The organism is Glycomyces sp. YM15 (assembly GCF_016918015.1).
Lineage (GTDB): Bacteria > Actinomycetota > Actinomycetes > Mycobacteriales > Micromonosporaceae > Glycomyces.
Map to the genome: position 1 here is coordinate 111,264 of NZ_JAERMK010000016.1, position 20,510 is coordinate 131,773.

21 protein-coding genes are annotated in these 20,510 nt (G+C 67.5%); 7 read left to right on the forward strand and 14 right to left on the reverse strand.

All coding sequences use genetic code 11. The features are described from left to right. Window positions 1–3 precede the first annotated feature (3 nt). Complete coding sequence (locus tag JHY01_RS18045) at window positions 4–879, reverse strand: phosphotransferase enzyme family protein (RefSeq protein ID WP_205327060.1); 876 nt, start codon at window positions 877–879, stop codon at window positions 4–6. A 256-nt stretch (window positions 880–1,135) separates the two neighbouring features. Between JHY01_RS18045 and JHY01_RS18050 the strand changes: the two genes are divergently transcribed. Further along, complete coding sequence (locus JHY01_RS18050) at window positions 1,136–1,432, forward strand: hypothetical protein (RefSeq protein ID WP_205327061.1); 297 nt, start codon at window positions 1,136–1,138, stop codon at window positions 1,430–1,432. 105 nt (window positions 1,433–1,537) lie between these two features. Further along, window positions 1,538–2,617, forward strand: coding sequence for an NAD-dependent epimerase/dehydratase family protein (locus tag JHY01_RS18055; RefSeq protein WP_205327062.1), 1,080 nt, complete (start codon window positions 1,538–1,540; stop codon window positions 2,615–2,617). 92 nt (window positions 2,618–2,709) lie between these two features. Here JHY01_RS18055 and JHY01_RS18060 read toward each other — a convergent pair whose 3' ends face one another. After that, on the reverse strand, window positions 2,710–4,923 hold the full coding sequence (locus tag JHY01_RS18060) for a site-specific integrase (RefSeq protein WP_205327063.1): 2,214 nt from the start codon (window positions 4,921–4,923) through the stop codon (window positions 2,710–2,712). A gap of 238 nt (window positions 4,924–5,161) precedes the next feature. Beyond that, window positions 5,162–6,379, reverse strand: coding sequence for a tyrosine-type recombinase/integrase (locus tag JHY01_RS27825; protein WP_205327064.1), 1,218 nt, complete (start codon window positions 6,377–6,379; stop codon window positions 5,162–5,164). 71 nt (window positions 6,380–6,450) lie between these two features. Here JHY01_RS27825 and JHY01_RS18070 point away from each other — a divergent pair, with 71 nt between their 5' ends. After that, on the forward strand, window positions 6,451–6,876 hold the full coding sequence (locus JHY01_RS18070) for an HNH endonuclease family protein (protein WP_205327065.1): 426 nt from the start codon (window positions 6,451–6,453) through the stop codon (window positions 6,874–6,876). 106 nt (window positions 6,877–6,982) lie between these two features. On the opposite strand, the gene JHY01_RS18075 is transcribed toward JHY01_RS18070, so the two are convergent. Beyond that, window positions 6,983–8,551, reverse strand: a complete 1,569-nt coding sequence (locus JHY01_RS18075) for a hypothetical protein (RefSeq protein WP_205327066.1) — start codon at window positions 8,549–8,551, stop codon at window positions 6,983–6,985. 67 nt (window positions 8,552–8,618) lie between these two features. Then, entirely contained in the window at window positions 8,619–9,464 is an 846-nt protein-coding gene (locus JHY01_RS18080; protein ID WP_205327067.1) for a hypothetical protein, read from the reverse strand. A 108-nt stretch (window positions 9,465–9,572) separates the two neighbouring features. On the opposite strand from JHY01_RS18080, the gene JHY01_RS18085 reads away from it, so the two are divergent. Then, on the forward strand, window positions 9,573–10,460 hold the full coding sequence (locus tag JHY01_RS18085; protein WP_205327068.1) for a Ku protein: 888 nt from the start codon (window positions 9,573–9,575) through the stop codon (window positions 10,458–10,460). A gap of 57 nt (window positions 10,461–10,517) precedes the next feature. Further along, window positions 10,518–10,733 carry a hypothetical protein gene (locus JHY01_RS18090; protein WP_205327069.1) on the forward strand — a complete coding sequence of 72 codons (216 nt, stop codon included), beginning with the start codon at window positions 10,518–10,520 and terminating at the stop codon, window positions 10,731–10,733. A 478-nt stretch (window positions 10,734–11,211) separates the two neighbouring features. Here the strand turns inward: JHY01_RS18090 and JHY01_RS18095 are convergent, their stop codons facing one another. After that, window positions 11,212–11,895 (reverse strand): ATP-dependent DNA ligase, encoded by a 684-nt coding sequence (locus JHY01_RS18095; protein ID WP_205327070.1) that lies wholly within the window; start codon window positions 11,893–11,895, stop codon window positions 11,212–11,214. A gap of 20 nt (window positions 11,896–11,915) precedes the next feature. After that, on the reverse strand, window positions 11,916–12,512 hold the full coding sequence (locus JHY01_RS18100; RefSeq protein ID WP_205327071.1) for a hypothetical protein: 597 nt from the start codon (window positions 12,510–12,512) through the stop codon (window positions 11,916–11,918). Between the two features lie 307 nt (window positions 12,513–12,819). Between JHY01_RS18100 and JHY01_RS18105 the strand changes: the two genes are divergently transcribed. After that, complete coding sequence (locus JHY01_RS18105) at window positions 12,820–14,070, forward strand: hypothetical protein (RefSeq protein WP_205327072.1); 1,251 nt, start codon at window positions 12,820–12,822, stop codon at window positions 14,068–14,070. Window positions 14,071–14,191: 121 nt separating this feature from the next. Here the strand turns inward: JHY01_RS18105 and JHY01_RS27830 are convergent, their stop codons facing one another. The 5 genes from JHY01_RS27830 to JHY01_RS18130 all read right to left on the reverse strand — a co-directional run bounded on the left by JHY01_RS27830 (window position 14,192) and on the right by JHY01_RS18130 (window position 18,583). After that, window positions 14,192–16,513, reverse strand: coding sequence for a recombinase family protein (locus tag JHY01_RS27830; protein WP_205327073.1), 2,322 nt, complete (start codon window positions 16,511–16,513; stop codon window positions 14,192–14,194). Between the two features lie 12 nt (window positions 16,514–16,525). Continuing rightward, window positions 16,526–16,939, reverse strand: coding sequence for a hypothetical protein (locus JHY01_RS18115; protein WP_205327074.1), 414 nt, complete (start codon window positions 16,937–16,939; stop codon window positions 16,526–16,528). Then, window positions 16,932–17,171, reverse strand: coding sequence for a hypothetical protein (locus JHY01_RS18120; RefSeq protein WP_205327075.1), 240 nt, complete (start codon window positions 17,169–17,171; stop codon window positions 16,932–16,934). The genes JHY01_RS18115 and JHY01_RS18120 overlap by 8 nt, the downstream gene beginning before the upstream one ends. Window positions 17,172–17,338: 167 nt before the next feature. Continuing rightward, window positions 17,339–17,755, reverse strand: a complete 417-nt coding sequence (locus tag JHY01_RS18125; protein WP_205327076.1) for a tetratricopeptide repeat protein — start codon at window positions 17,753–17,755, stop codon at window positions 17,339–17,341. 156 nt (window positions 17,756–17,911) lie between these two features. Continuing rightward, complete coding sequence (locus tag JHY01_RS18130) at window positions 17,912–18,583, reverse strand: Tn3 family transposase (protein ID WP_205327077.1); 672 nt, start codon at window positions 18,581–18,583, stop codon at window positions 17,912–17,914. Here JHY01_RS18130 and JHY01_RS18135 point away from each other — a divergent pair. Next, window positions 18,582–18,983 (forward strand): DinB family protein, encoded by a 402-nt coding sequence (locus tag JHY01_RS18135; RefSeq protein WP_374199545.1) that lies wholly within the window; start codon window positions 18,582–18,584, stop codon window positions 18,981–18,983. The two genes, JHY01_RS18130 and JHY01_RS18135, sit on opposite strands and share 2 nt — an antisense overlap. On the opposite strand, the gene JHY01_RS18140 is transcribed toward JHY01_RS18135, so the two are convergent. Together JHY01_RS18140 and JHY01_RS18145 are read right to left on the reverse strand one after the other, a co-directional pair. Continuing rightward, window positions 18,980–19,798: a sugar nucleotide-binding protein gene (locus JHY01_RS18140; protein WP_205327079.1), complete on the reverse strand. Its 819-nt coding sequence runs from the start codon at window positions 19,796–19,798 to the stop codon at window positions 18,980–18,982. The two genes, JHY01_RS18135 and JHY01_RS18140, sit on opposite strands and share 4 nt — an antisense overlap. Window positions 19,799–19,997: 199 nt before the next feature. Continuing rightward, window positions 19,998–20,333 (reverse strand): type II toxin-antitoxin system Phd/YefM family antitoxin, encoded by a 336-nt coding sequence (locus tag JHY01_RS18145; protein WP_205327080.1) that lies wholly within the window; start codon window positions 20,331–20,333, stop codon window positions 19,998–20,000. Window positions 20,334–20,510 lie beyond the last annotated feature (177 nt).

The window sequence follows — 20,510 nt, forward strand, 5'->3', positions numbered from 1 at the left end:
AGCCTATCGGCGGGACCAGGAACGAGGGAGCGCGTCGTCAGCAAGGCACGCGACCCGGTGGCGGAACTGAACCGCCGCCTCCGCTGACTCGCTGGCAAGCTGCGCGTACCAGGACGTCATGCGCAGTTCCCTGATGCGGCGCAGCAACCGGAAATGCGGGGACGCGGTCACGTCCGACCCTCCGTACGCGTCGACGAAGTCCTGGTATTCGCCGGGCTTGAGCCATTTGAGCGAGGCCGTGTACGTGCCCGGCAGGGCCAAGTCCCATTCGGGCGGGCCGACACACACCGTCTCCAGGTCGATCAGGACGGGTTGGCTGGCGGCGTGGGCGACGTTCCCCGAGTGCGGGTCACCGTGAATGAGACGGCGCTGCGACCCGAGGTCAGTCTCGGCCCACTCGGTTTCGAGCTCGGCGGCGACGTCCAGGAGCGTCTGCCGTTCGCCGTCGCCGATGCGCGCGGTGCGGATGCGTTCACTGACCCGTTCGAACGCGTCCAAAGCAGGAAGCGTGAAACCTGCCGGTAGGGGCACTTCATGCAGCGCGGCAAGCACCGCACCGATCTCGGGGAACGTGGCCCGTCTGGACACGTCAAGCTCCTGCCAGAACGTCACCGGGTGCCCCTCAATGTTGACGACCGCCGCCCCAGGCAACGGCAGGCCACAGGGGACGCCTTGGTTGTGCAGGTAGCGGGCGACCGCGATTTCGCGTTCGGCAGTGTCCTGCCACGCGGGGCCGCGGGCGACACGGGCAACCACGCCGCCGCCGAGGCGGAACATGCCGTGCTCGCCCATCCGGATCAGGGTCAGCCCTGCAGGTTCCAAACCCATCTCGCGGGAGGCCCTGAGCGCCAGCGTCTGCGCGACTGTCGCAGTGAACATGTGGCCTCCTTCAGTTCGGGCCCTGGCAACGCTACCAACGATGCGGAGCTCATCTCGCGGCCGTGAAGCGGCCAGGTGCAACCCGTACCAGGGCAACATGGTCGGTCGAACAGCGATCGTGCCGCCAGCAGCAGTCGCCTACATGGCAGGTTCCTGAACTTGCGCCCAAAGTGGATCGGTGGCGATTAAGGTCGGTCCCGAATCGGCGGCCCGCGCGGGAACGGGCCGCCGAACCCACGCCACGGCAAGGAGCACGATGACCAACCGCCGCCAGCCCAAGCACTACCGGACCTTCAGCATCGTCACGGCCGCAATCGCCGCCGGCGCACTCATCTCTCCCAGCGCCGCATCCGCGGAGCCGACTTCCGGGCCGACGCTCGCCGAAGCGCTCGCTGCCCTCCCGGTCGTCGCTGAGGAACGCGACGGGTACGACCGGGACCTCTTCAAGCACTGGGTCGACGCCGACCGCGACCGGTGCAACACGCGAATGGAAGTGCTCATCACTGAAGCTTCTCTGCACTTGTCAAGTCCCGCCTGCATTCCTTGTTGCTGAGAGCGCTGTGGCGAACTCCCACTGTTGCCTTCCACTCCGAGCAGGCCGGGCTGCTGTGGGCTAACGCTCCTTGCGAGCCGTCTGGTTGGCGGCCATGCTAAGTGGATGAGCACACAACCGAAGCGGGTCCTCGTCCTCGGCGGGACCGCCTATCTCTCCCGGACCATCGCGAGGACGGCGGTCGAACGCGGCCACCGCGTCACCGTCGCGGCGCGCGGCACCAGCGGCGAGCCGCCCGAAGGCGTCGAGTTCGTCAAGATCGACCGCAGCTCACCGGAGGGGGTGGAGGCGCTGCGGGGCAGGGAGTTCGACGCGGTCTTCGACGTCGCACGCATCCCCGCGCATGTCGGGCCCGTCCTGGACGTCCTCGCCGAGAGCACCGGGTACTGGTCGTTCATCTCCTCGATCTCGGTGTACGCCAAGAACGACGTCGTCTCGGACGAATTGCACGAGCCGACCGCGCCCGACTCGACGGACCCGTCGGGGAAGGTCTACGGCGTGAGCAAGGTCGCCTGCGAGAACCTCGTGCGCGAGCGCCTGGGCGATAGGGCGCTGGTTACCCGGCCCGGGCTGATCGTGGGCCCCGGGGACACGAGCGATCGGCTCGGCTACTGGCCGCTGCGTTTCAGCGAGGGTGGCGAGATCCTGGCACCGGGTGCGAAGGACCGGCCGGTGCAGTGGATCGACGTGCAGGACTACGCGAACTGGCTGCTCGACGCGGCGGACGCGAAGCTCACCGGGACGTTCGACGCGATCGGCGACCACGTCGGCATGGGCGCGTTCCTCGACGGGATTGCCGAAGCGCTCCTGGAGGAGGGAGTCATCGATGAGCTGCCGCGGTTGACGTGGGTGTCGCAGGAGCTCCTGCTCGAACACAAGGTGGCCCCGTGGACGGGGCACGAATCGATCGGTTTCTGGGTGGTCTCGCCCGATTACGACGGGCACGGCTGTCGGCCGGCGGGCCCGGCAGTCGCGGCGGGGCTGCGCCTGTCTTCGCTGCAGGAGACGGTGAAGCGGTGGTGGCGGGCGAACGCGGCGTCGCCGATGCTGCGGGCGGGCCTGAGCCGGGTGCGGGAGGGCGAGGTGCTGGCGGCCTGGCACGGGACCGAGCCGGATCCTGAGCTGGCGCGGTACGACCGCGAGCGGGCCTTCAAGGTGCCGCCGGCGACGGCGTCTCCCGCTTAAGAACGCGACGGGCGGCCCCGCCCGGAGGTGGGGCCGGTCGTGCAGCGCGGGGCGCTACGCACCTGGCCCGCCACCAGCCAAGCAGCGCCCGGTTACCGGCCGTCCGCGCCCTTTCGGGACTGCCTGATGGTGGGCAGGCCGAGGTTGATGGCGCGGCGGGCCTGGTGGCGTTTGCTGCGCAGGAAGGTCAGGGTCAGGTCGATGCCCTCGATCTCGCCGCGCCAGTGCTCCTCAACTGCGCGACGGCGTCGGTCCAGGAGATCATCCTCAAGCTCATCGAGGCGGGGCAGCATTTTGGGGTCGATCGAGAGCATCGGACAGCGGACGCAAGCGTGCTCATGGGCGCAAGGCGTCCCGTACGGGCGGCCGCAAGAGCCCAACTCGACGCGGCGCTTGTCGAAGTGCTCTTGGAAGTCAGCCCATTCCTCCGTCGTTGGATCGCGGTACTCGTCCTGCGGGCGAAGTTCCCGGCGCCGGTCGAGGAATTGCTGGTAGTGGGTGACGACGTCCTCGTCGAATACGGCAACATATCCGCGGGTAGTCTGTATGTTCATGTGCCCCAGCAGCTTCGCACCGATGTGGATGGGTAGTCCGCTGTTGACCACTTCGGTGGCGAACAGGCGTCGGAAGTCGTGCGGGGAGAACGTGATCCCCTCCAGCTTTGGTTGGGTCTTGGCCAGATCGGCGACTGCCTTGTTGATCGTCCGGTTGATCGTGGTCGCCGACAAGGCACGCCGACTGCCGGCGTGACCGCCTTGGAACAGGTAGGGAAGTTCGGGGCTCCAAACCTTCTCGAGCAGGTCGTAGCGGGCGCACACCGGGACGGTGCCGTGCTGGTCAATGTGGCGGCGGATCACCTGGGCGATCACGTGGAACAACTCAGCTGACATGGGGACAACCCGCTCGCGGTCGGTCTTAGAAGGGCTGATGACCAGCAGGGCCACAACTTCGCCGTTCGGCCGCCGATAGTTGCGGACGCTCAAGTGGGTCAGCTCGACGAGTTCTTCGCAGCGGACACCGGACAGCCGCAAGGTTTCGATGAGCGCCCATCGCCAGAACGCCAGGTTTTCCTGGTTGGTGATCGCGATGATCTCACCGGTCAGACAGTTCTGCACCCGGACCGGGGCGTGCCGGCTCTGGTACCAAGTGGCGTTCCGGGCGCTGATGAGTCGCTTCCACGTCCGGCCGTGCAGTTCGAACTCCTCGCCCCTGCCGCGAGCACTCGCGGCCTTCAGCAGCTCTCGGTGCCAATGCCACCGCTCGGTGACGTGATCGACCAGCAGCGGCAGGATCGGCTGGAGTTCTCTGGTACGCCCATCCATCCGCTCTTTGACCCGCTTACGCAAGACCTTGGCCCATCGCAGGTCCGCGTCACGGATCGGGCAGGGCACCGCCCAGTGGCCCCACCGTGCGGGCTCGGCGACCGCCCACGACTGGAGGTCCAAGTAGAGCGCTCGAACGCTGAGGAGCTCGCGCTCAAGGTCCTTCCGGGGTGTGCCGTCGGGTCGAGTGGCCGCGCGTCGCTTCCATTCGGTGACCGTCGCCTCGTCGAGCCGCAGGTCTTCCTGGTCGGGACTGATCGCCTCGATGGCCTGCCAGAAGTGCTTGGCCAACGATACGGTGAGCCCGTTGACGCTCGAGTAGTCCAAGCTGACCGCTCGCCGCTGGATGTAGTTGATGAGCAGCTCGCGGACCGCAGCGTTGCGGATCGGGTAGCGGTCGACCAGCTCGGGGATGCTGCGTTGCCCTTTGACCACGGCCGCTCGTAGTGTCTTCGGCGCCGAGGCCGGGAAGATGCCCATCTCGTAGAGCACCGGCCAGACTCCGATTGCGGCGTAGCAGCCATCTCGGCCCCGGCTGCCGCGGGACGCTCCGAGTTGACGGGAAGCAACCGAGTAGTGCAGGAGGGCTTCGGGAGTCATTTCGGCGATGTCGATGCCAAAGACGGTCAAGGCGACGGCCAGGTCAGATCGAGCAAGATTTCGTCGGCTCGGAGGGATCGTCGGGTCTTGGAGCCGACGGAAGTACTCATGCAGTTGCGGATCGTCGCTGACCTGTTCGAACGAGGCCGCATACTTGTTGAAACGGTAGGAGCGGAACGCCGCGAGCGACGGCTGCACCACCCGCATCGCGAACAGGCGTCCCAGCCCCGCGTTGAGCGAGTAGTAGGCGGCCGACTTGTCCTCGACCGCATCCAGCAGCGGTGTCGATCCGCTGTTACTGCCCGACGCCTGCCACCGCTCCTGCCACGTCTCACCGTCGAAAACGGCAAGCGCCTTGAGCGCCTGGTGGACGCCTTCAGCCATCCGAACATGCAGGCTCGTATTCCTGATACCAAAGGTGCGACAAGCGATGTCGACGATGACTTCAGCGTCAGTGCCTCCCAGTTCCCCCAGCGGCCGTGGGGGTTTGGCCGGTGGTGGGGGCGGCGCAGGTGTCACCGCGGTGGGTTCGAAAAACACAGTCGGAGCGGTCTGCTCCAGTGCATGACGGCGGACGCGACTGGTCGTGGAGCTTTGGAAGCTGGCGTTCTTGCCAGGAGGGCTACTGGGCACCGAACACCGCCTCGATATCGGCCGGGTCGTAGCTCGGATTCCACCGGGTTTCGGGGGCCGGACGCTGGTAGTGCTCGGCAAGTTTATCGATCAGGTCGTCCAGGCCGACCGCGGTATAGAGGGCAGTAGTCGTGATGTGAGCGTGCCGCAGGATCGTCTGGACTTCGACCAGCGTCATATTCGGATCCCGCGCCATGCGCTGTGCGGCGGTATGGCGGAAGTCGTGGAGCGTCCAATTGGTGCCCAGAAGTTCCTGGGCGCGTTGCAGGATGCGGCGGGCCGCCCAATAGGTCAGCGGCCGGGGGGCGCCACGGCGAGTACGCCAGATCGGGCCGACGTCAGGGACACCAGCCTCGTCCAAGTAGCCGGCGAGCCAAGCCAGAGCTTCCGGTGCGACCGGGACCGGCTGACGATTCCTGCTTCCCTTGGAGATCACCCAGAGTTGCCCCTTCATCCAATCGACGTCCCCAGCCTCGATTCCCAGTAGCTCCGAGGCGCGCGCCCCGGAAGACACGTAGCAGGCCAGCAGCGCCCGGTCGCGGTTGCAGCGCATCTGAGCGAAAAGCTCGCTCCAGTGGTCGTCCGGGATCGCCCGCAGCCGCCGATCCTGCAGCTTCGGTCGCAGCCGCGCTCTGGCGAACTGCTGCCGCTGCTCGATCGGCGAGCGATGGGCCAATGCCTTGCGGCGGGCTTTATTCTCGGGAACCGGGTTGACCAGTGGACCGCGGCCGAAGTGCAGATGGAAGTCGTAGAAGCCGTGAACCACGGACAGGTTGTGCGCAACCGTTGCCGACGCGTAGCCCGAGGCCAGCACCGCCTTACCAGTCTTCGGATTGACAGTGCCAGCAGGAAAGCCTTCCGAAGTGCTCCGGCGCCGCTGCGGGTTCCGGGCGTTCCGAAACCAGCCGACCAGGGCCGCCGCCTCCGCCTCGGTGGCCTCCTCCCAGCCAACATCGACCGTCCACAGCAGTCGAAACCATCGCAGCAGGTCATATGCATAGCTGCGGCAGGTCAGCGGGCTGACATCGCCCAGAAGCCGATCCCTCAAGTAGTTCGAGACGGCCTCGACCTCACGGTCCACCCCGTCGAACACGACCCACGGCAGCGTCACCTCGTCACCGGCAACTACCGAGCCCAGACCCGAAAGAGCACAACGACCCTCGATCACATCCCGAAAGGCACGCGAGACCTCATGCGAAACATCCACGCACCGATCATCAACAACCAGGTCGCGAAATGCAAACTCAGGCGCCTGTTAGTGCAGTCAACGGTGCGGTCATGGCGCCCGCTGTCGACGACGACTGCAAACTCACGGGCGGCCGCTGGTACTCCTACTACGACGACGTGTACGTGGACGGCGCGAAAGGCCTCGACATCGACCACATGGTCCCGCTGGCGGAGTCCTGGGACTCGGGTGCGCGCGACTGGGATGCGGCACGGCGGGAAGCGTACGCGAACGACCTGGGCGAGGACGTGCCTTTGATCGCGGTCACGGCACGGTCGAACCGGTCGAAGTCCGACCAGGACCCCGCCGAGTGGATGCCCACCGACGCTGACGCGGCCTGCCGGTACGCGTACGAGTGGATCTCGGTGAAAACTCGTTGGGGCCTGTCCGTTGACGAGGCTGAAGCGGAAGCTCTTGATGCGGTCGTGGCCGACTGCCCTGCAGCAGTGGTCACCGCTGCACCAGCGCAAGTCCGATAGGGCAGGCGGATCCACCACGGCCAAGCTGTCGCAGCCCCATGCGCGAACACGGTAGCCGGGGCCACGTCTGACCTGTCGGGGCCCAGGAACACCGCCACCGCATGTGTCAATGCCGCCCGGCTTCGATGGCGGCTCGACGTCGCGGCAAATGCGGCTCGTCCGCGGGTCGACCCGAAGCGGTCACGCATCGTTTTCCTGCTGGCGCTTCGCATCGGGGGCACTGAACGTCCTTAGGACGTGACGTACCTCGACTTTGGCGCGGCAACGTCGGCACTGGAACGGGAGCCCACTGTCCAGCAGCGCGGAGGTCACGGCGCCACCGCCGAGCCGTCAGGATCCGCGGCCGGTGCGGGACGTCGCCCGCGCAGGTTTCCCCGGGTTTCGCACCGCACGACATGCAGTCGTAGTCCCGAGCCCGCTGAACATCGACCAGAAGGTAGCGGCCGCTTTCGGAGGGGATGTCGGACCGCTCGGCCGCGATCTCCGCCTGCTCTTCTTTGCTGAGGTGGTGCCAGCAGGCACGGCCCCAGTCGTTCGGCCGGTCGACCACGAACGACCGGCAGTCATGCGGACATGTCGGTGTTGCTGACTGATAGCCCGGTGCGCTCTGGGGGTGCGTGCCGGCAGCGAGCAACTCCTCGTCGCGTTCACTCCATTGCGTGCTGAGGTACGCGTCAGCGTCGACGTCCAGCATGTCCGGCTCGAGCATGTCAACGTGATGCGGGGCGTACACGTTCCGCGAACGGTACAAGCCGACCGGCGCCAAATGCCCGTCCTCGACCAAGCGCTCGACTTGATCGGCTGTGACCGGGACACCCCACCGTTCGGTCAAGTACTCCGCGGTCTTCACTGCACCTTTCGGCATCCGTGTTCCCACCCAATCCAGGATTTCCTCCCGGTCGAGGTCGGCACCGTCAACGAGTGTTCGCACCCACTGCGGCGGCGCGCCGTGCGGCAGCGACCATGAGGGGAGCGTTGGCGTCAGCAGTCCAAGGAAGTTCGCGCAGCTGACCTGCCACGCCATCAGATCCAGGCGCTCCTCCAGGTAGCGGGGGCCGACCGTCGCCAGTTTGGACCGAAGGTAACCGGGTGATTGCGGACCCAAGTACCGTCCGGTGCCGGGCTCGAGCCGATGGCGCATGTCATGCCAGTACCGGGCCCGGTCGCTGACCTCTTGCGGTGGCTGGCCGGCACTGTCTCGCGCTGCCGCGTCAACAACCCACGGTTCAAGGAACTCGTCCTCGTACCCGTGGACATACGGCAGGTACGCGCCCAGGCATGCGTCGCACCCGAGGGCCGACGCAATCGCGCACGCCGTCAACGCGTTCACGCAGTCGACCGGATCGAGCAGTGTTCGTGGGTCGTTCGGCAGGCCGTATTCGGGGCACGGTTCACCGGGGAAGCCCAGCCGGGCATGCATCTCCTTCGCCAGGTCGGTCCGCACCGGGCCCGCGGCCGCAGCGACACGAGGCTCCTGTGCCGGGGCCGCCTGTCCGCGACTGGTGTGGACACCCGGTCCTGCGAAGTCGCTGTCGTCCCGCCGGATCGGCTGGCACTCCTCCCCTGGTGCAGCGTTGCACTTGTGGCAGTACACGTCCACCGGTGACACCGTGCGCGGCACAGCTGGCTTCTTCGACCGCGCGACCTTCTTCTTTCGTTTGCGGCTCTTCGGCATGCGTTCACCCTACGAGAATGGAATGTCGCGACCTGTAGCGACTCAGGGTGTCTCGCAGCGGATCCGCCTACTCGAGCGAGTCCAGCCGGACTCTGAGAAGCTTCGCGTGCCGCAGCCGCCCGTCAGGGGTCCGCGACGGCGCGGTCACTTCAACAGCCAGTTCAGGCCGAACCCAGTGGACACCGCCGCGAGCATGGGGGACTGCTGCCGCGGGCTCGCTGACCTCAAGCGACGCTAGAGTCGCGCTGACATCCGCGGACGTTTGGCATCTGCCCAGATACACGAGACCGTCTGGTGTTTCCTCACCGAGCAGCAGCGAGACCCCGCCTTTGGATCTGGATGCCCACCCGATCACCAGCGCGTCGATTGCCGTCTTATGCCGCATCTTCACCCAAGCCCGGGAACGACGCCCAGAAATGTACTTGCTATCGCGGCGCTTCGCCACCACTCCCTCGAGGCCGTGCGTGGCGCTGGCGGCCACCATCGCGGCCGCGTCGCGCGAAACCGGGGGGACGATCCATCCGTCAGGCAGTGTTAGGGCTTCCAGCGCCGTGCGGCGCTCCTGGTACGGCCGCGCCCGCAGGTCCTCACCGCTTTGCGCGAGCAGGTCAAACACGATGACCGTCGCCGGGCTGCGTTCGGCAGCCGCGCGAGCGTTGCGTTTGGCCCCGCCCATGCGCGAGAGCACGGCGCCGAAGTCAGGCTTGTCGCCGGTGAACACCATCAGCTCGCCGTCGAGAACGACGCTGCTGACTGCGGTGATCGCGGCCAGTTCGGGGAACCGGTCGGCGATGTCGCGACCGCCGCGGGTGACGAGACGGAACTGGCGGTCGTCGGTTCCGACAATGACGCGAATGCCGTCCCATTTCGCCTCGTATGACCAACCTGGGCCGATCGGCAGTTTCCCTTCCATGGGGAGCATTGGTGCAGGTAGGTCAGACACGCTTCGATCGTATGGCAGGGCGTGATGAAATCTCATCTTTCACGCCTGTCTCACCGTTCACGATGTCATCCTGAGTGCATGCCGCGCTCGATTCTGAACACCACGCTGGAAGTCGGCCTGGTGCGCGTTCCAGTGAAGGTGTACTCCGCGACGGGCAGCCACGACCGCACCCTGAACCAGTTCCACGCCTCCGACGGCGGCCGCATCCGGTATGAGAAGGTCTGCGAGATCGAGGACGAACCAGTCGACGCCGACCAGATCCGCAAAGGCTACGAGACCGACGACGGCGACATCGTCCTGCTCGAGAACAAGGACTTCGAGTCCCTGCCGGCGCCCTCGTCGAAAACGATCGAAGTGGTCGGGTTCATTGACCCCGCCCAGATCGATCCGATTCACTACGAGAAGCCCTACTACCTCGGCCCCGGCACGAACGCGACAAACTCGTTCATCGTCCTGCGGGACGCAATGGTCGAGAAAGGCCGCGTTGCGCTCGCCATGTTCACGCTCCGAGCGCGTGAGACCCTCGCCGTCATCAGGCCGTACGAGCAGGTCCTCGTGCTCGACACGCTCCTGTGGGCCGATGAAATCCGCAATGCCGAAGTCGAAGGCACCGGTGGAGCCGTCGACCCGAAGGAAATGGAGCTGGCGCGTCTCCTCATTGACGCGCGCACCACCGACACGTGGAACCCGGAGCAGTACCAGGACGACTACCAGCGAGCGCTGAACGAACTCATCGCAGCGAAAAGCCAAGGGCGAGAAGCGCCCAAAGCTCCGGCGGAGAAGAAAGCCGAAGTCGTCGACATCATGGACGCGCTTCGGAAGTCCGTCGAGCAGGCCGCCCCGGACCGGCTGCCGCCGGCCACGGCGCGGAAGGCGACCGTGAAGAAGGCCGCGAAGAAAGCCGTCCGGAAGAAGAGCGCGAAGAAGACGGCGAAAGCTGCGGCACCGAAGCGTTCGGACTCGTGACCCGGTAACGAGGATGCCGGATGTCGATCGGCACCCACCACTAATGGAGTGCATGCCATGACGAACCTTCGCTCAGATTTCCCGGACGAGCCGGAAGCAAGCAATGACCTTGCCGAGCACGTGGACGACCAGGCCGCGAAACGCACGTTCGACGAGGTGCAGGATTCCGTGTCAGCCGAGACAGAGGACGCCCGCCGGGTCCTTTCGGATGACATCAAGTCAAGGATGAAGACCAAGGGCGACGAGGAAAAGCCGCTTGACGACGAAGGATAATGGGTGGCGTGACGATGAACCGAAAGGGCGATGCCGCGTAGGCCGCCCGCGCGTCTACGCGCACAACAGGACCGCTACCTCCCTTCCTGGTGGAGGAGGCGACCCATCCCCCGCATCCCTGGCGCTTCAGGCGCCCTCCAAGCCGCGATCGTGCGACTTGAAAAAGGCAACGCCAGCCTGACGCCCGGCGATATCGCCGCCGCGTTCCTCCGCTGGAAGCGCACCGTCCACGGCCCCGCGCGCCGAATACGGACCGGCGGCCCCTGGACCGGCGAATACTGCTGCGACTACTGCCCGCCACAGCCGGGCCGAGAAACGCTCGAGCTTGCCTTGCATCGGCTGCCGAAGCGACCCGCTCAAGAGCTGCGGCGCTTGCTTGCCCCGCTCGACGCGGAACTGCTACGCCGAAGCGTGCCGCTGCCACGTCCACCCGACAGTCCATGGTGGGCGTATCGAGGGTGACGTCGGTGGTGGCCGGTCAAGGCCGCTGACCCCGCGGCATGACCTCGGCCAGGATCGCGTCCAGACGCTCGCGGGCCTCACCCGGCGCGGCCGCGTGCTCGTCCATGCCCGCCCACGGGTCGCTCTTGCGCGCCAAACGCCGGGGCGTGGAAGCGATCGTGTATCCGCCTGGTGTGGCGCGGGCGAGCTCGGACCAGTCGATCGGCGTGGCAACGCCCGCGCCGGGGCGTGTGCGCAGCGAGTACGGGGCGACGAACGTCTGCCCGCGGCCGTTGCGGTTCACGTCGAGGAAGATGCGGCCACCGCGTTTAGCGATGCGCTGCTGGACGGTGAGCAGGTCCGGTTCGCTCGCGGCCATGAGCGCAACGATGTCGCCAGCGAGGACGCGGACGAGACGGAAGCCTGCGGTCCGGTCGAGCGGGGCGACGATGTGGAACCCGCGGCCGCCAGTGGTCTGCAGGTACGGCTTGAGGCCGATCGCGGTGTAGACCTCGCGAGTCAAGCGTGCTATGCGCCGAAGCTCAGCGATGGGGACGCCTTCGGGAGGGTCGAGGTCGACCACGATCCGGTCGGGGAAGTCGATCTTGTCGACGGTCGTCGGGCGAATGTGGAACTCGATCACGGCATGGCTCGCCAGGTAGACGAGCGAGGCTTCGTCGTCGCACGCGTCAATCGACGTCGTCGGTTCACTACCGTCCACGATCGATTCCATGCAGGGGTCTACAGCGGAGGTACGGCCATGGGACCGGCGCCAGGCCGCGTGTCGACGTTGGTCCAGGTGACGTCCGCTCGGTCGGACACGAGCTTCCCGGTGTCCGGGTACCGGGCGTAGAGACGGTCGACGAACGTGTTGAATGCCTGCTCGTGATACCCGGTTTCGAGTTGGGCCGCGAAGGTGTCACGGACGGCGTCAGCGGCCGCGGCGGGCCACGAGACTCCGCGGATCGCTTTGATGATGCCGGTGGACGCGTCGATGAGCATGATCGTGCAGAACATGCCAGTTCCAGGATCACCCGGAAGGTCTCGGCGTCCGTCAGGTTGCAGCGCATGGTGGTACGGGGCGTCTGACCACGGCACGCCAGCGCCCGACTTCGTGTCGATGAAGTTGAAGGCCAGCACGGCTCCCTGTTCGCCGCGGATCCAAGCGAACCGGGCAGGTGCACGGCGGACTGCCTTGACCTCGGCCGTGTCGGGACGGTCGAAGAACAAGGTCAGGTGGGCGCCGCTCGGGGTGATGCTCAAACGTGGGCCTTCGGGCCACCGGGTCTTGCCGGCGGCGAAGGGCTCCCCCACTTTGAACACGTGCAGCTCGGTCATGATGTCTCCAGTCGGCGGCGTTGATCGGGGCCTGATTCAAGCTAGTGGTGGCCGTTACTTGGAATCGCTTCTTACCCTAAGGGCGTCCGATCTGCGGGCACCGGACCGGGTTTCGACTTGCTGCGGCGGTGACCGTACGAAGCTCGCGGAGCGGTCCAGCCGCTAAGCACTGCGAGGAACCCGCTGCGCTACAACGCCTCCGCGTGCGGACGGGCCTTCTGAACCGACCGGGATGGCGGTTGCGCTCGGGCCATACAGGGTCGATTCTGACAGCGTCCACTACTCCCGCACGCGGAAGGACCCCTCGATGGCATCGACCGCGAATCACACCGACCTCGGCCTGCTCGACCTGACCGACTTCGAGCTCGACGACGTCCCCACGTGGTGGCCGCAAGTGCACCGGGCGAAACCGCCGCTGACCTGCCGCACCTGCCGAGCACCCATGACGGCGGTGCAGAACCTGAACAACCGCTGGCGCAAGCGCTTCTTCAAGCACCTCGCGGCCGAGCAGGCCGCGCCCGACTGCTGGCTGCGCAAGTCTGAGTCCGAGGAGCACTTCTTCCTCAAGCACGAACTGGCCCGGCGGATCCGAGAGTTTCCCGAGTGGACCGCTGACGTTGAGCATTCCGGGAAGGACTGGCGGGCCGACGTGCTGGCCGAAGGCACAAACGGGCGCCGCATCGCCTTCGAAGTGCAGCTCTCGCCCGCGTCGATCGCCGAGATCAGCGACCGCACGGCACGGTACGCGGACGCGGGCGTGGACGTGTGCTGGGTGACCGACAACCGGGCCGCGACCTGGTTCGGGACGGTCCCCTCGATCCTCATCCAGCCGGGCAAGCACTTCGGGAAGACCGTCGCCGACGGCGTGCGCGAGCTCATGCGGGCCCCACTACGGGGCATCGCCGCGGTCGACGTGGAAACGATCGAACCGCGCGCCTTCACGCCGCTGCCAGGACACTCAGCCCCACTGAGGAACCAGGAGATGCCCTGGTGGACGTGGCCGCACCTGGCCGCACTCACCGAAGTGCCCACGATGGTCTGGCCCTGCAAGCCGATGCCGTTCCCCGCCGCCGAGCACGAACGGGCGCAGATCGTCTTCGGCTTCTACGGCACCCGGTCGCTGCGGTCGGTCCTCAAGGGCGTCCTCGATGGCGACCTGCTCCCGGTAGCCCTCGGTGGTCCGTTCCGTGAGCACACCCGCTCAGAAGGCTGGAACACAACGCCAGTGGTGTGGGTGTCCCGGACCGACATCGCCCAGGCGCGTAAGCTGCTCGCTTTCGCCGCCGGCTGGCGCGTCCTCACCCAGTCGGGCTCGGCGTGCGAAACGTGCGGCGGCGACGACCTGCTCCTGCTGTACGGGTGGGAGGAGTTCACGGCCCAGGTGTGCTCCGAATGCGACGCCGACCTATACACCCTGGTGCGGGCGGTCCACGAGCAGATCGAGTACCCGCAGATCACCGAAGGCGACCGAGACGCCCCGATCCGGCTGACGGTCAACCACGCCCTCGTCTACAAGAAACGCACCGGGCAACACGCGGCTGCCGCTGCGTCCGGTTGAGGCGGCGCCTCACATGGGGCACTGCACCAGGGGCGACGATGCCGGGCCTCGAGGCCCGCTCCATCATTCACGGGCACATCAAGCGCTCTTTGCGACCAGCGAGCGGTGGGCCGACTGAGCGTCACCGCTCATCGACCACGATGAGGCCGTCCACCGAGGAGGGGAAGGACCGCCGGAACTCACGGTCGTCCAGGAATTGCTCAACGTACTGCGGCGGACGTCGCCGGTAGCCCTGCAGCGCATACCGAATGTGAGGACGGTTGAGATGGCCTGGGTCGTCAGGCAGGTCGGGGAATACCGCGTCGGTGTCTTCCTCGACGTCTGGCGGTGCTGGCGCAATGGCCTTGAACTGCCCCTCTCGGAACCTGGCCAGGCTGAGAGCAAGGGCCGCGGCCGCTCGTCCCGCACTGGTGGTCTCGGCTGCTTCGCGCAGATCCCGCCAGACTTCGCGGTAGCGGGGGTGCCGGAAGTCGAGAAGGTCCCAGTCCGCTTGCCTTCCGGGCTCCGCCAGTTGGGGTACCGGTAAGAAACGTGTCACCAACCGCAATAAGGAGGATTGGGCGGCCGTGACCTCGGAGTCCACGGGTTCGGCCTCCTCGAGGAGGCGGTAGACGGTGGCGAGCGAGGGGTGCTTGCCCTTGTTCTTGCCCGCGGGGATGATGAGCCGGGTGCGGATCTCGGCGACCGGAACGCCTTGGTCGCGTAGGGATTTGGCGTAGGCGGCCATGTTGTCGTCGGTGACGGCGGGTCGGCCGCCGCGGCGCCCGGCCTTGCGGGCGACCTCTTGGCCTTCGAGGGTCTTCTCGCGGATGTACTCCCGGTCGGACTCGGCCATGCCGGCGAAGAACGCGAACAGCGCTGCGCCGTGGCCGGAGGGGTTGTAGACGCCGGCGAGCGGGCCGGTGAGCATCTCCAGGCCGATGTCGGCGGCGCGGAGGTCGGCGGCGGTCGCGATCAGCTCGGCCGAGCCGCGCCCGAGGCGCTTGAGCTCGTGGACGGTGAACAGCACCTGCTGGTCCTCGCCGAGGATCTCCTTGAGCTCCTGGACGTAGGCGAGGGCGGCGTTGAACTGGGGGCGGGTCTTGACGCGGGTGGAGATCTTCTCGCTGAACACCTTGGCGCATCCGGCGGCCGCGAGGGCGTCGAGTTGGGACTGGAGCTCCTGAAGGACCGTTGACGTCCTGGCGTACCCCACCCGCACGATGCGGGGCTCGGCGGTGCGCGGCGCGGGGATCGGCGCCGGGCTGGCCTTCCACACTGTACCGGGTTCGCGGCTGGCGGGGGTGCGCACCTCGAGTTCGGTGCGGAGCTTCGCCACGAGCAGGAACCGGGGCGTGTGGTACTTGACGGCCACGTAGCCCGAATGGGTGCGGCAGGCCGATCCGGCAGGGGCGTCGCATGAGGAGCAGTCGTGTCGCTCGATCGCAGCGGCGGCCTCGTCGGGATCCATCATTCGCAGAACCCTATCAGCGCGACCCTTGTGAGAGCAGAGTTGTGCGAGGTGTTTTGAGAATCGGTGGCCTGGGCGGACATCGGGTCGGCGCACCGCGGCCGCGGTTTCGCATAATCGACCATTTTTGAGAAGTCGCCGGAGCAGACCGGGGCGACGGTCGCTCCGCTCGGCGTCCTTTGCCTTGGCCTTCTCGGACTCGAACGTCTGGTGCGGGATGTCCTTGACGGCTTCGAAGCGCATCGCGGGCGGATGCTGCCACCACCCGAAGAGCCGCTCGCCAGTGATCGCGCCGACCGCGACCCGCAGGCCCGTCACCGGGCCCAGGTCGATGCCGTGCCCGGCCGGGGCGACGGTGAAGCCGCGGTCGGTGTAGAACCGCTCCAGGCGAGGGTCCTCGTCGAACTGGCCGTAGAGGATCTGGGCGCCGAGCTGGCGGTGGAGGCGCAGGGTCTGGTCCAGGATCTTCGATCCGAGCCCGGCCTCGCGGACCTCGCCGTCGACGACGAGGCCTTGCAGCTTGGTCACCACCGTTGCAGCCCACAGCGCCCGCGGTCCATCGGCGCCCCGCGGTCCATCGGCGCCCATGTCGGCGGCTTGGGCGAACACGCCCGCGGGCGGGAGCGTCTGCGCCGCGGCGATGACGCGACCGTCCCGGTCGCAGGCGGCCAGGAGCAGGATCAGCCGGTCCAGGCCCATGTCGGGCGCGCCCGATGTCGCGGCCGCGGCCAAGGGGCCCATCATCGCCTTGTAGCCCTGGTCGAGCCCGAGCAGCGCCGTCGAGGCGAAGTCGCCCGCGCCCATGAGGCGGACGATCACGGGGTCGGGCTCCAGGTCGATCTCGGTGAACAGCTCGGCGACGCGGTCGAGGTCGCCGGGGCGGGCGAGCCGGAGCCGGTAGCCGTCCCCCAGGCTGATCCCTCGCCGCAGGGCGGCCGATCGGATGCGCGCGGGTTCGCCTGCGCGGGCGGGTTTCTTGCGGGGCTTCGACACAGCCGCTCCAGGTCAGGGTTTCGAGTCGCTGGTGACGTACCCGGCACTGCCCAGCCGCGCCCACGAGCGGGCCAGCCACGCGGGCGGGTTGCTCAAACCGTAGGTGGCGTCCACGCACAGCATGTCGTCGTCGCCGGTGTAGACGTTCGGGACGATCCGCCACCCGGCCTTGACCAGGGTCCGTTCGTACTTGGCGATGATGCCGTCGCGCGTGCGCTTGTCGTCGGCGCAGACGACGTTGAACGGCATCGGCTTGCCGTCCTCACCGACATGGCCGCCCTCTACGGCGAACCCGAGCCGGAACTCCCCGCACTCGCGAAACCAGGCCCGGCGCAGCGTGCGGCGGATCAGCTCGGCGACGAAGGCCCGCTCATCCCACAGGGGACGGCCGCGGCGGCCGTACCCGAACCGGGGCCGATCACTCATCGCCGGCCTTCAACCCGAACTCGCGGTAGAACCCGATCACCAGGCAGAGCCCGGCCGAAGCCGTCAATGCGGCCGCGACGAACGCCGCGATCCGCTCCCAGGGCTCGGGAGAGGCGGTCGCGCCGGTTAGTTCCAAAGCGATGGCCGCACCCGCCCAGACCAGACTGAAAACGAAGAACGCCAGGACGATCCGGGGGACCCGGCGACGGACCCGAGAGAAGAAGATACGCACGGTCCCAATGTAGGTCCCGCCGCCGACACCCGCAGTACTCGAGCCGCGCAGATCGGTGTACCGCTAATTTCTGCTCCGCTGTTCCTCAGCCGAGTCGCTCAGCAGTTTGCGGCTCATGACAGCTACCCAAGCACCGGCCGACGCAGGTGCTCCAGGTCCGGGGCGGGTTACGCGAGGGACTTCAGGCGCGTGCGCAGGCGGGCGGAGTCCACGTCGAGCGCTTCGATCTCGTCGACGACAGTGCTGGCGGCGTCGAGTTCCCCGCGGACGGTGTGGGCTTCGGCGAGCCACGACAGGTAGAGGGCCTTCTCGCGCTTGTGGTCGGCGGGGTAGCGGTCGATGGCCGGGCGCAGCAGGGCGGTGGCGCGGCCGGGGTCGCCCAGGCGCAGGTGGCAGCGGGCGGCCATGACGTCGGACTCGTCCCGGTTGAGCCAGTAGACCCAGTGCGGCTCGGGTTCGGCGCCGACATCGGCGTAGGCGTCGTCGACGGCGGCGAGCGACCTCGTGCAGGTCTCGGCGTCGCCGTTCTGGGCCGCGGCCCAGGCGATCCGCTCAGCGAACAGGATCCGCACCAGCGGCGTCATGGCCTCGCCGGCGCCGTGGAGGGCGGCTCGCGCGAGCAGCAGCGCGTCCTCGCCGCGGGAGGCCTTCTGGTACGGGGGCCAACAGAATACGCCTGAAACCCGCCATGCTCCTTAATGGACCATCTGTCCGATGGTCATTTCCTCTGGTGAGGTGTGCTATGCGCTTGGCGGGAACAGTGCGCCGGGGACGAGGTCGAGGCGGGTGTCCGGCTCGGACTCGGGTGGGGTGAGGTCGAGGACGTAGTCGCCGAATCGGCGGATGTTCTCGGTGATGTAGGGCGAGACGGTGGCGAGGTCTTCGGGGTCGACCGGGTAGCCCTCGGCCGCGAGCTGGTTCGCGGCGACCGTGATGTCGCAGGCGTTGGAGTAGATGACGATGTTCGCCAGCAGCTCGTTGAACTTGACGATCTTCTCCTGCTGGACGGGGTCGTTATGGCCGATGAGATCGGCGCCGAAGGACAGCCAGTCGCTGAAGTTGTGGAAGGACTCGACCTTGTTGGTCATGACGTCGATCTGCTCGCGCAGTTCGGGTTCGGACAGGAACTGCAGGATCGTGATGGTGCGGATGACGCGACCGAGTTCGCGGAAGGCCCGGTAGAGGCGGTTCTTACGGGAGTTGACGCCCAGGCGCCGTAGGAGAGTGACCGAGGAGAGGCGGCCTTCGCGGATGGAGATGGCGGTGCGCAGCAGGTCGGGCCAGTGGGTCTGGATTAGGCCTTCTTCAAGTCCCACCGGCCGGTCCTGTTCACGCTGCTGGACGCGCTCGAACTGGAGACCACCACCGCCGAGACGGCCGTGCTCGACGCACGGCATCTCGATCCGCCGCATCGTGGTCCACCTGGCCCGGTTCGACTACCTGGTCCGGGCCGCCCTCGGCGGCGAGGACGCCGCCGCCCTGGTCCGCAACGGCGCCTGGCAGGCCGAGTTCGGGTCCGGGTTCCCCCGCGAGCTGCACACCCTCGACCCCGGCATCGACGTGCCGGAGCCGCCGCCGCTCGATGCGGCCCTGGCGCTGCTCGACGCCCAGACACGGGCGACACTCGCCCTGCTGGACTCGGGGATCGACTTCACCACGATGCGGTCCTTCCCGGACGACGACGACCTGTTCACCACGGGCGCTGCGCAGGTGGTGCAGGCGGCGCGGCTGGCACTGTGGATTCCGATGCACGACCGCTACCACCGCGGGCACATCACCCACACCAAGTACGACTACACGACCAGCCGCTAGGTGGGGTTGCTGGCCGCGAACTCCCGGCCGCCCCTGAGCTTCGCGGCCAGCAGTGCGTTCGCCCGCCGCGTGTCCAGCCGCACCGTGATGCCCTTCGCCCCGTACGACGACTTCGACGCTTTGGGCAGGTTGCCCAGGTCGAGGCCGTCCCGTTCGGCGAGCAGGCATCCCAGCTCGTAGCGGGAGACCGCGTCCGACCCGGCGACGTTGAGCACGCCGACGATGCCGGTCGAGCACAGTTCCAGCACTGCGGCGGCGAGGTCGGCGACGTGGACCGGGCAGCGGACGTCGTCGTCGAACAGGACGCCGTCGGCCTCGCCGCGGGCGAGGTCGCGCACGAAGGACTCGAACCCGGAGCGGCCGTCGCCGAGGATCCAGAAGGTCCGGGCGATCACCGCCTCGGGGTGGCCGGCGGCGACGGCGACTTCGGCGGCGGCCTTCGCTGCCCCGTACGGCGTGTTCGGGGACGGGGCGCTCGACTCGTCGTAGACCTCGAGGTCGCCGTTGAAGATCGCGTCAGAGCTGATGTGTACGAAGCGCGCGCCGATGGCACTGGTGTAGGCGGCGAGGTTGGCCGGGCCGAATGCGGTGGTCGCCCAGTCGCTCTGGTTGCAGGCGGCGTTGATGACCGCGTCCGGGGCGATCCGGTCGTCCTCGAGTTCGGCGACGGCCTCCCAGTCGCGGATGTCGAGCTGGCGCAGGCCGTCGCCCTTGGAGGAGAACTTCGTGCCGATGACCTCGTGCCCGGCCGCTTCGGCCTGGCGGTGGATCTCCCGGCCCAGATAGCCGGTGGCTCCGATGATGAGTAGACGCATCCGCCGAGCATAGGCGCTCACGTTCTGCCCGAGCCGAACCGACGCACGCCGGTCGCGGTCAGTCCAGTGGGGGCGCTCCGCCGATCGCGCGCAGGGTCGGTCCGGCGGCCAGTCACGGCTTACGACGACGGAGTGCAGGAGCTCCCCAACCCGAGGGACATCACCGAGCTTGAGCGGCGGAGCATGGACGCCGAAGGCGTCAAAGCCATTCACAACCAAGTCGCGCGAACCCTTTGGTAGCTCTGGTCCGTTCAGATTGCTTCGCCGTGTTCAGCGGTGAACTCCGCTCGGACGTCGTCCAGGGCCGGTCGCCTTGAGCAGCCTTGGCTGATTCGGCGCTGCGCGCGAGGGAGTGGTCTTCGAGTCGGTCGAGCAGTTCGGCCTCGTCGACGGGAACGAGGGCCGCGACGCGGCGGCCGTCCCGAGTGAGGTAGACGCGGCGCCCGTCGTTCTGCATGCGGGTGATGGTCTGGTCCAAGCGGACGGTGGCCTCGCGCATGTCGAGCTCGTCGTCGTGAGTCTCGGTGGGGTCCATGCTTCTACCTTACGGTCCGGCACCAGTGACGTAGCTGTTCACGGGCAGCGAGCGCCGCAGTGGGGACTTGGCAAGGCAGAACCCCGGCGGCGTGCATCGCAGAGGCGCATCCGGGTTGTGCGGGTCCGATCGTAACGTGCGCGGGCGGGTACGCGGCTATGTTTCCTCTGGGAGTGC

Bases quoted from the DNA above. Each gene is read 5' to 3' on its own strand.
- JHY01_RS18045 (WP_205327060.1), bottom strand. From the start codon at position 879: ATGTTCACTGCGACAGTCGCGCAGACGCTGGCGCTCAGGGCCTCCCGC.
- JHY01_RS18050 (WP_205327061.1), top strand. From the start codon at position 1,136: ATGACCAACCGCCGCCAGCCCAAGCACTACCGGACCTTCAGCATCGTC.
- JHY01_RS18055 (WP_205327062.1), top strand. From the start codon at position 1,538: ATGAGCACACAACCGAAGCGGGTCCTCGTCCTCGGCGGGACCGCCTAT.
- JHY01_RS18060 (WP_205327063.1), bottom strand. From the start codon at position 4,923: ATGGCTGAAGGCGTCCACCAGGCGCTCAAGGCGCTTGCCGTTTTCGAC.
- JHY01_RS18070 (WP_205327065.1), top strand. From the start codon at position 6,451: ATGGCGCCCGCTGTCGACGACGACTGCAAACTCACGGGCGGCCGCTGG.
- JHY01_RS18075 (WP_205327066.1), bottom strand. From the start codon at position 8,551: ATGCCGAAGAGCCGCAAACGAAAGAAGAAGGTCGCGCGGTCGAAGAAG.
- JHY01_RS18080 (WP_205327067.1), bottom strand. From the start codon at position 9,464: ATGGAAGGGAAACTGCCGATCGGCCCAGGTTGGTCATACGAGGCGAAA.
- JHY01_RS18085 (WP_205327068.1), top strand. From the start codon at position 9,573: ATGCCGCGCTCGATTCTGAACACCACGCTGGAAGTCGGCCTGGTGCGC.
- JHY01_RS18090 (WP_205327069.1), top strand. From the start codon at position 10,518: ATGACGAACCTTCGCTCAGATTTCCCGGACGAGCCGGAAGCAAGCAAT.
- JHY01_RS18100 (WP_205327071.1), bottom strand. From the start codon at position 12,512: ATGACCGAGCTGCACGTGTTCAAAGTGGGGGAGCCCTTCGCCGCCGGC.
- JHY01_RS18105 (WP_205327072.1), top strand. From the start codon at position 12,820: ATGGCATCGACCGCGAATCACACCGACCTCGGCCTGCTCGACCTGACC.
- JHY01_RS18115 (WP_205327074.1), bottom strand. From the start codon at position 16,939: ATGAGTGATCGGCCCCGGTTCGGGTACGGCCGCCGCGGCCGTCCCCTG.
- JHY01_RS18125 (WP_205327076.1), bottom strand. From the start codon at position 17,755: ATGACGCCGCTGGTGCGGATCCTGTTCGCTGAGCGGATCGCCTGGGCC.
- JHY01_RS18130 (WP_205327077.1), bottom strand. From the start codon at position 18,583: ATGCGGCGGATCGAGATGCCGTGCGTCGAGCACGGCCGTCTCGGCGGT.
- JHY01_RS18140 (WP_205327079.1), bottom strand. From the start codon at position 19,798: ATGCGTCTACTCATCATCGGAGCCACCGGCTATCTGGGCCGGGAGATC.
- JHY01_RS18145 (WP_205327080.1), bottom strand. From the start codon at position 20,333: ATGGACCCCACCGAGACTCACGACGACGAGCTCGACATGCGCGAGGCC.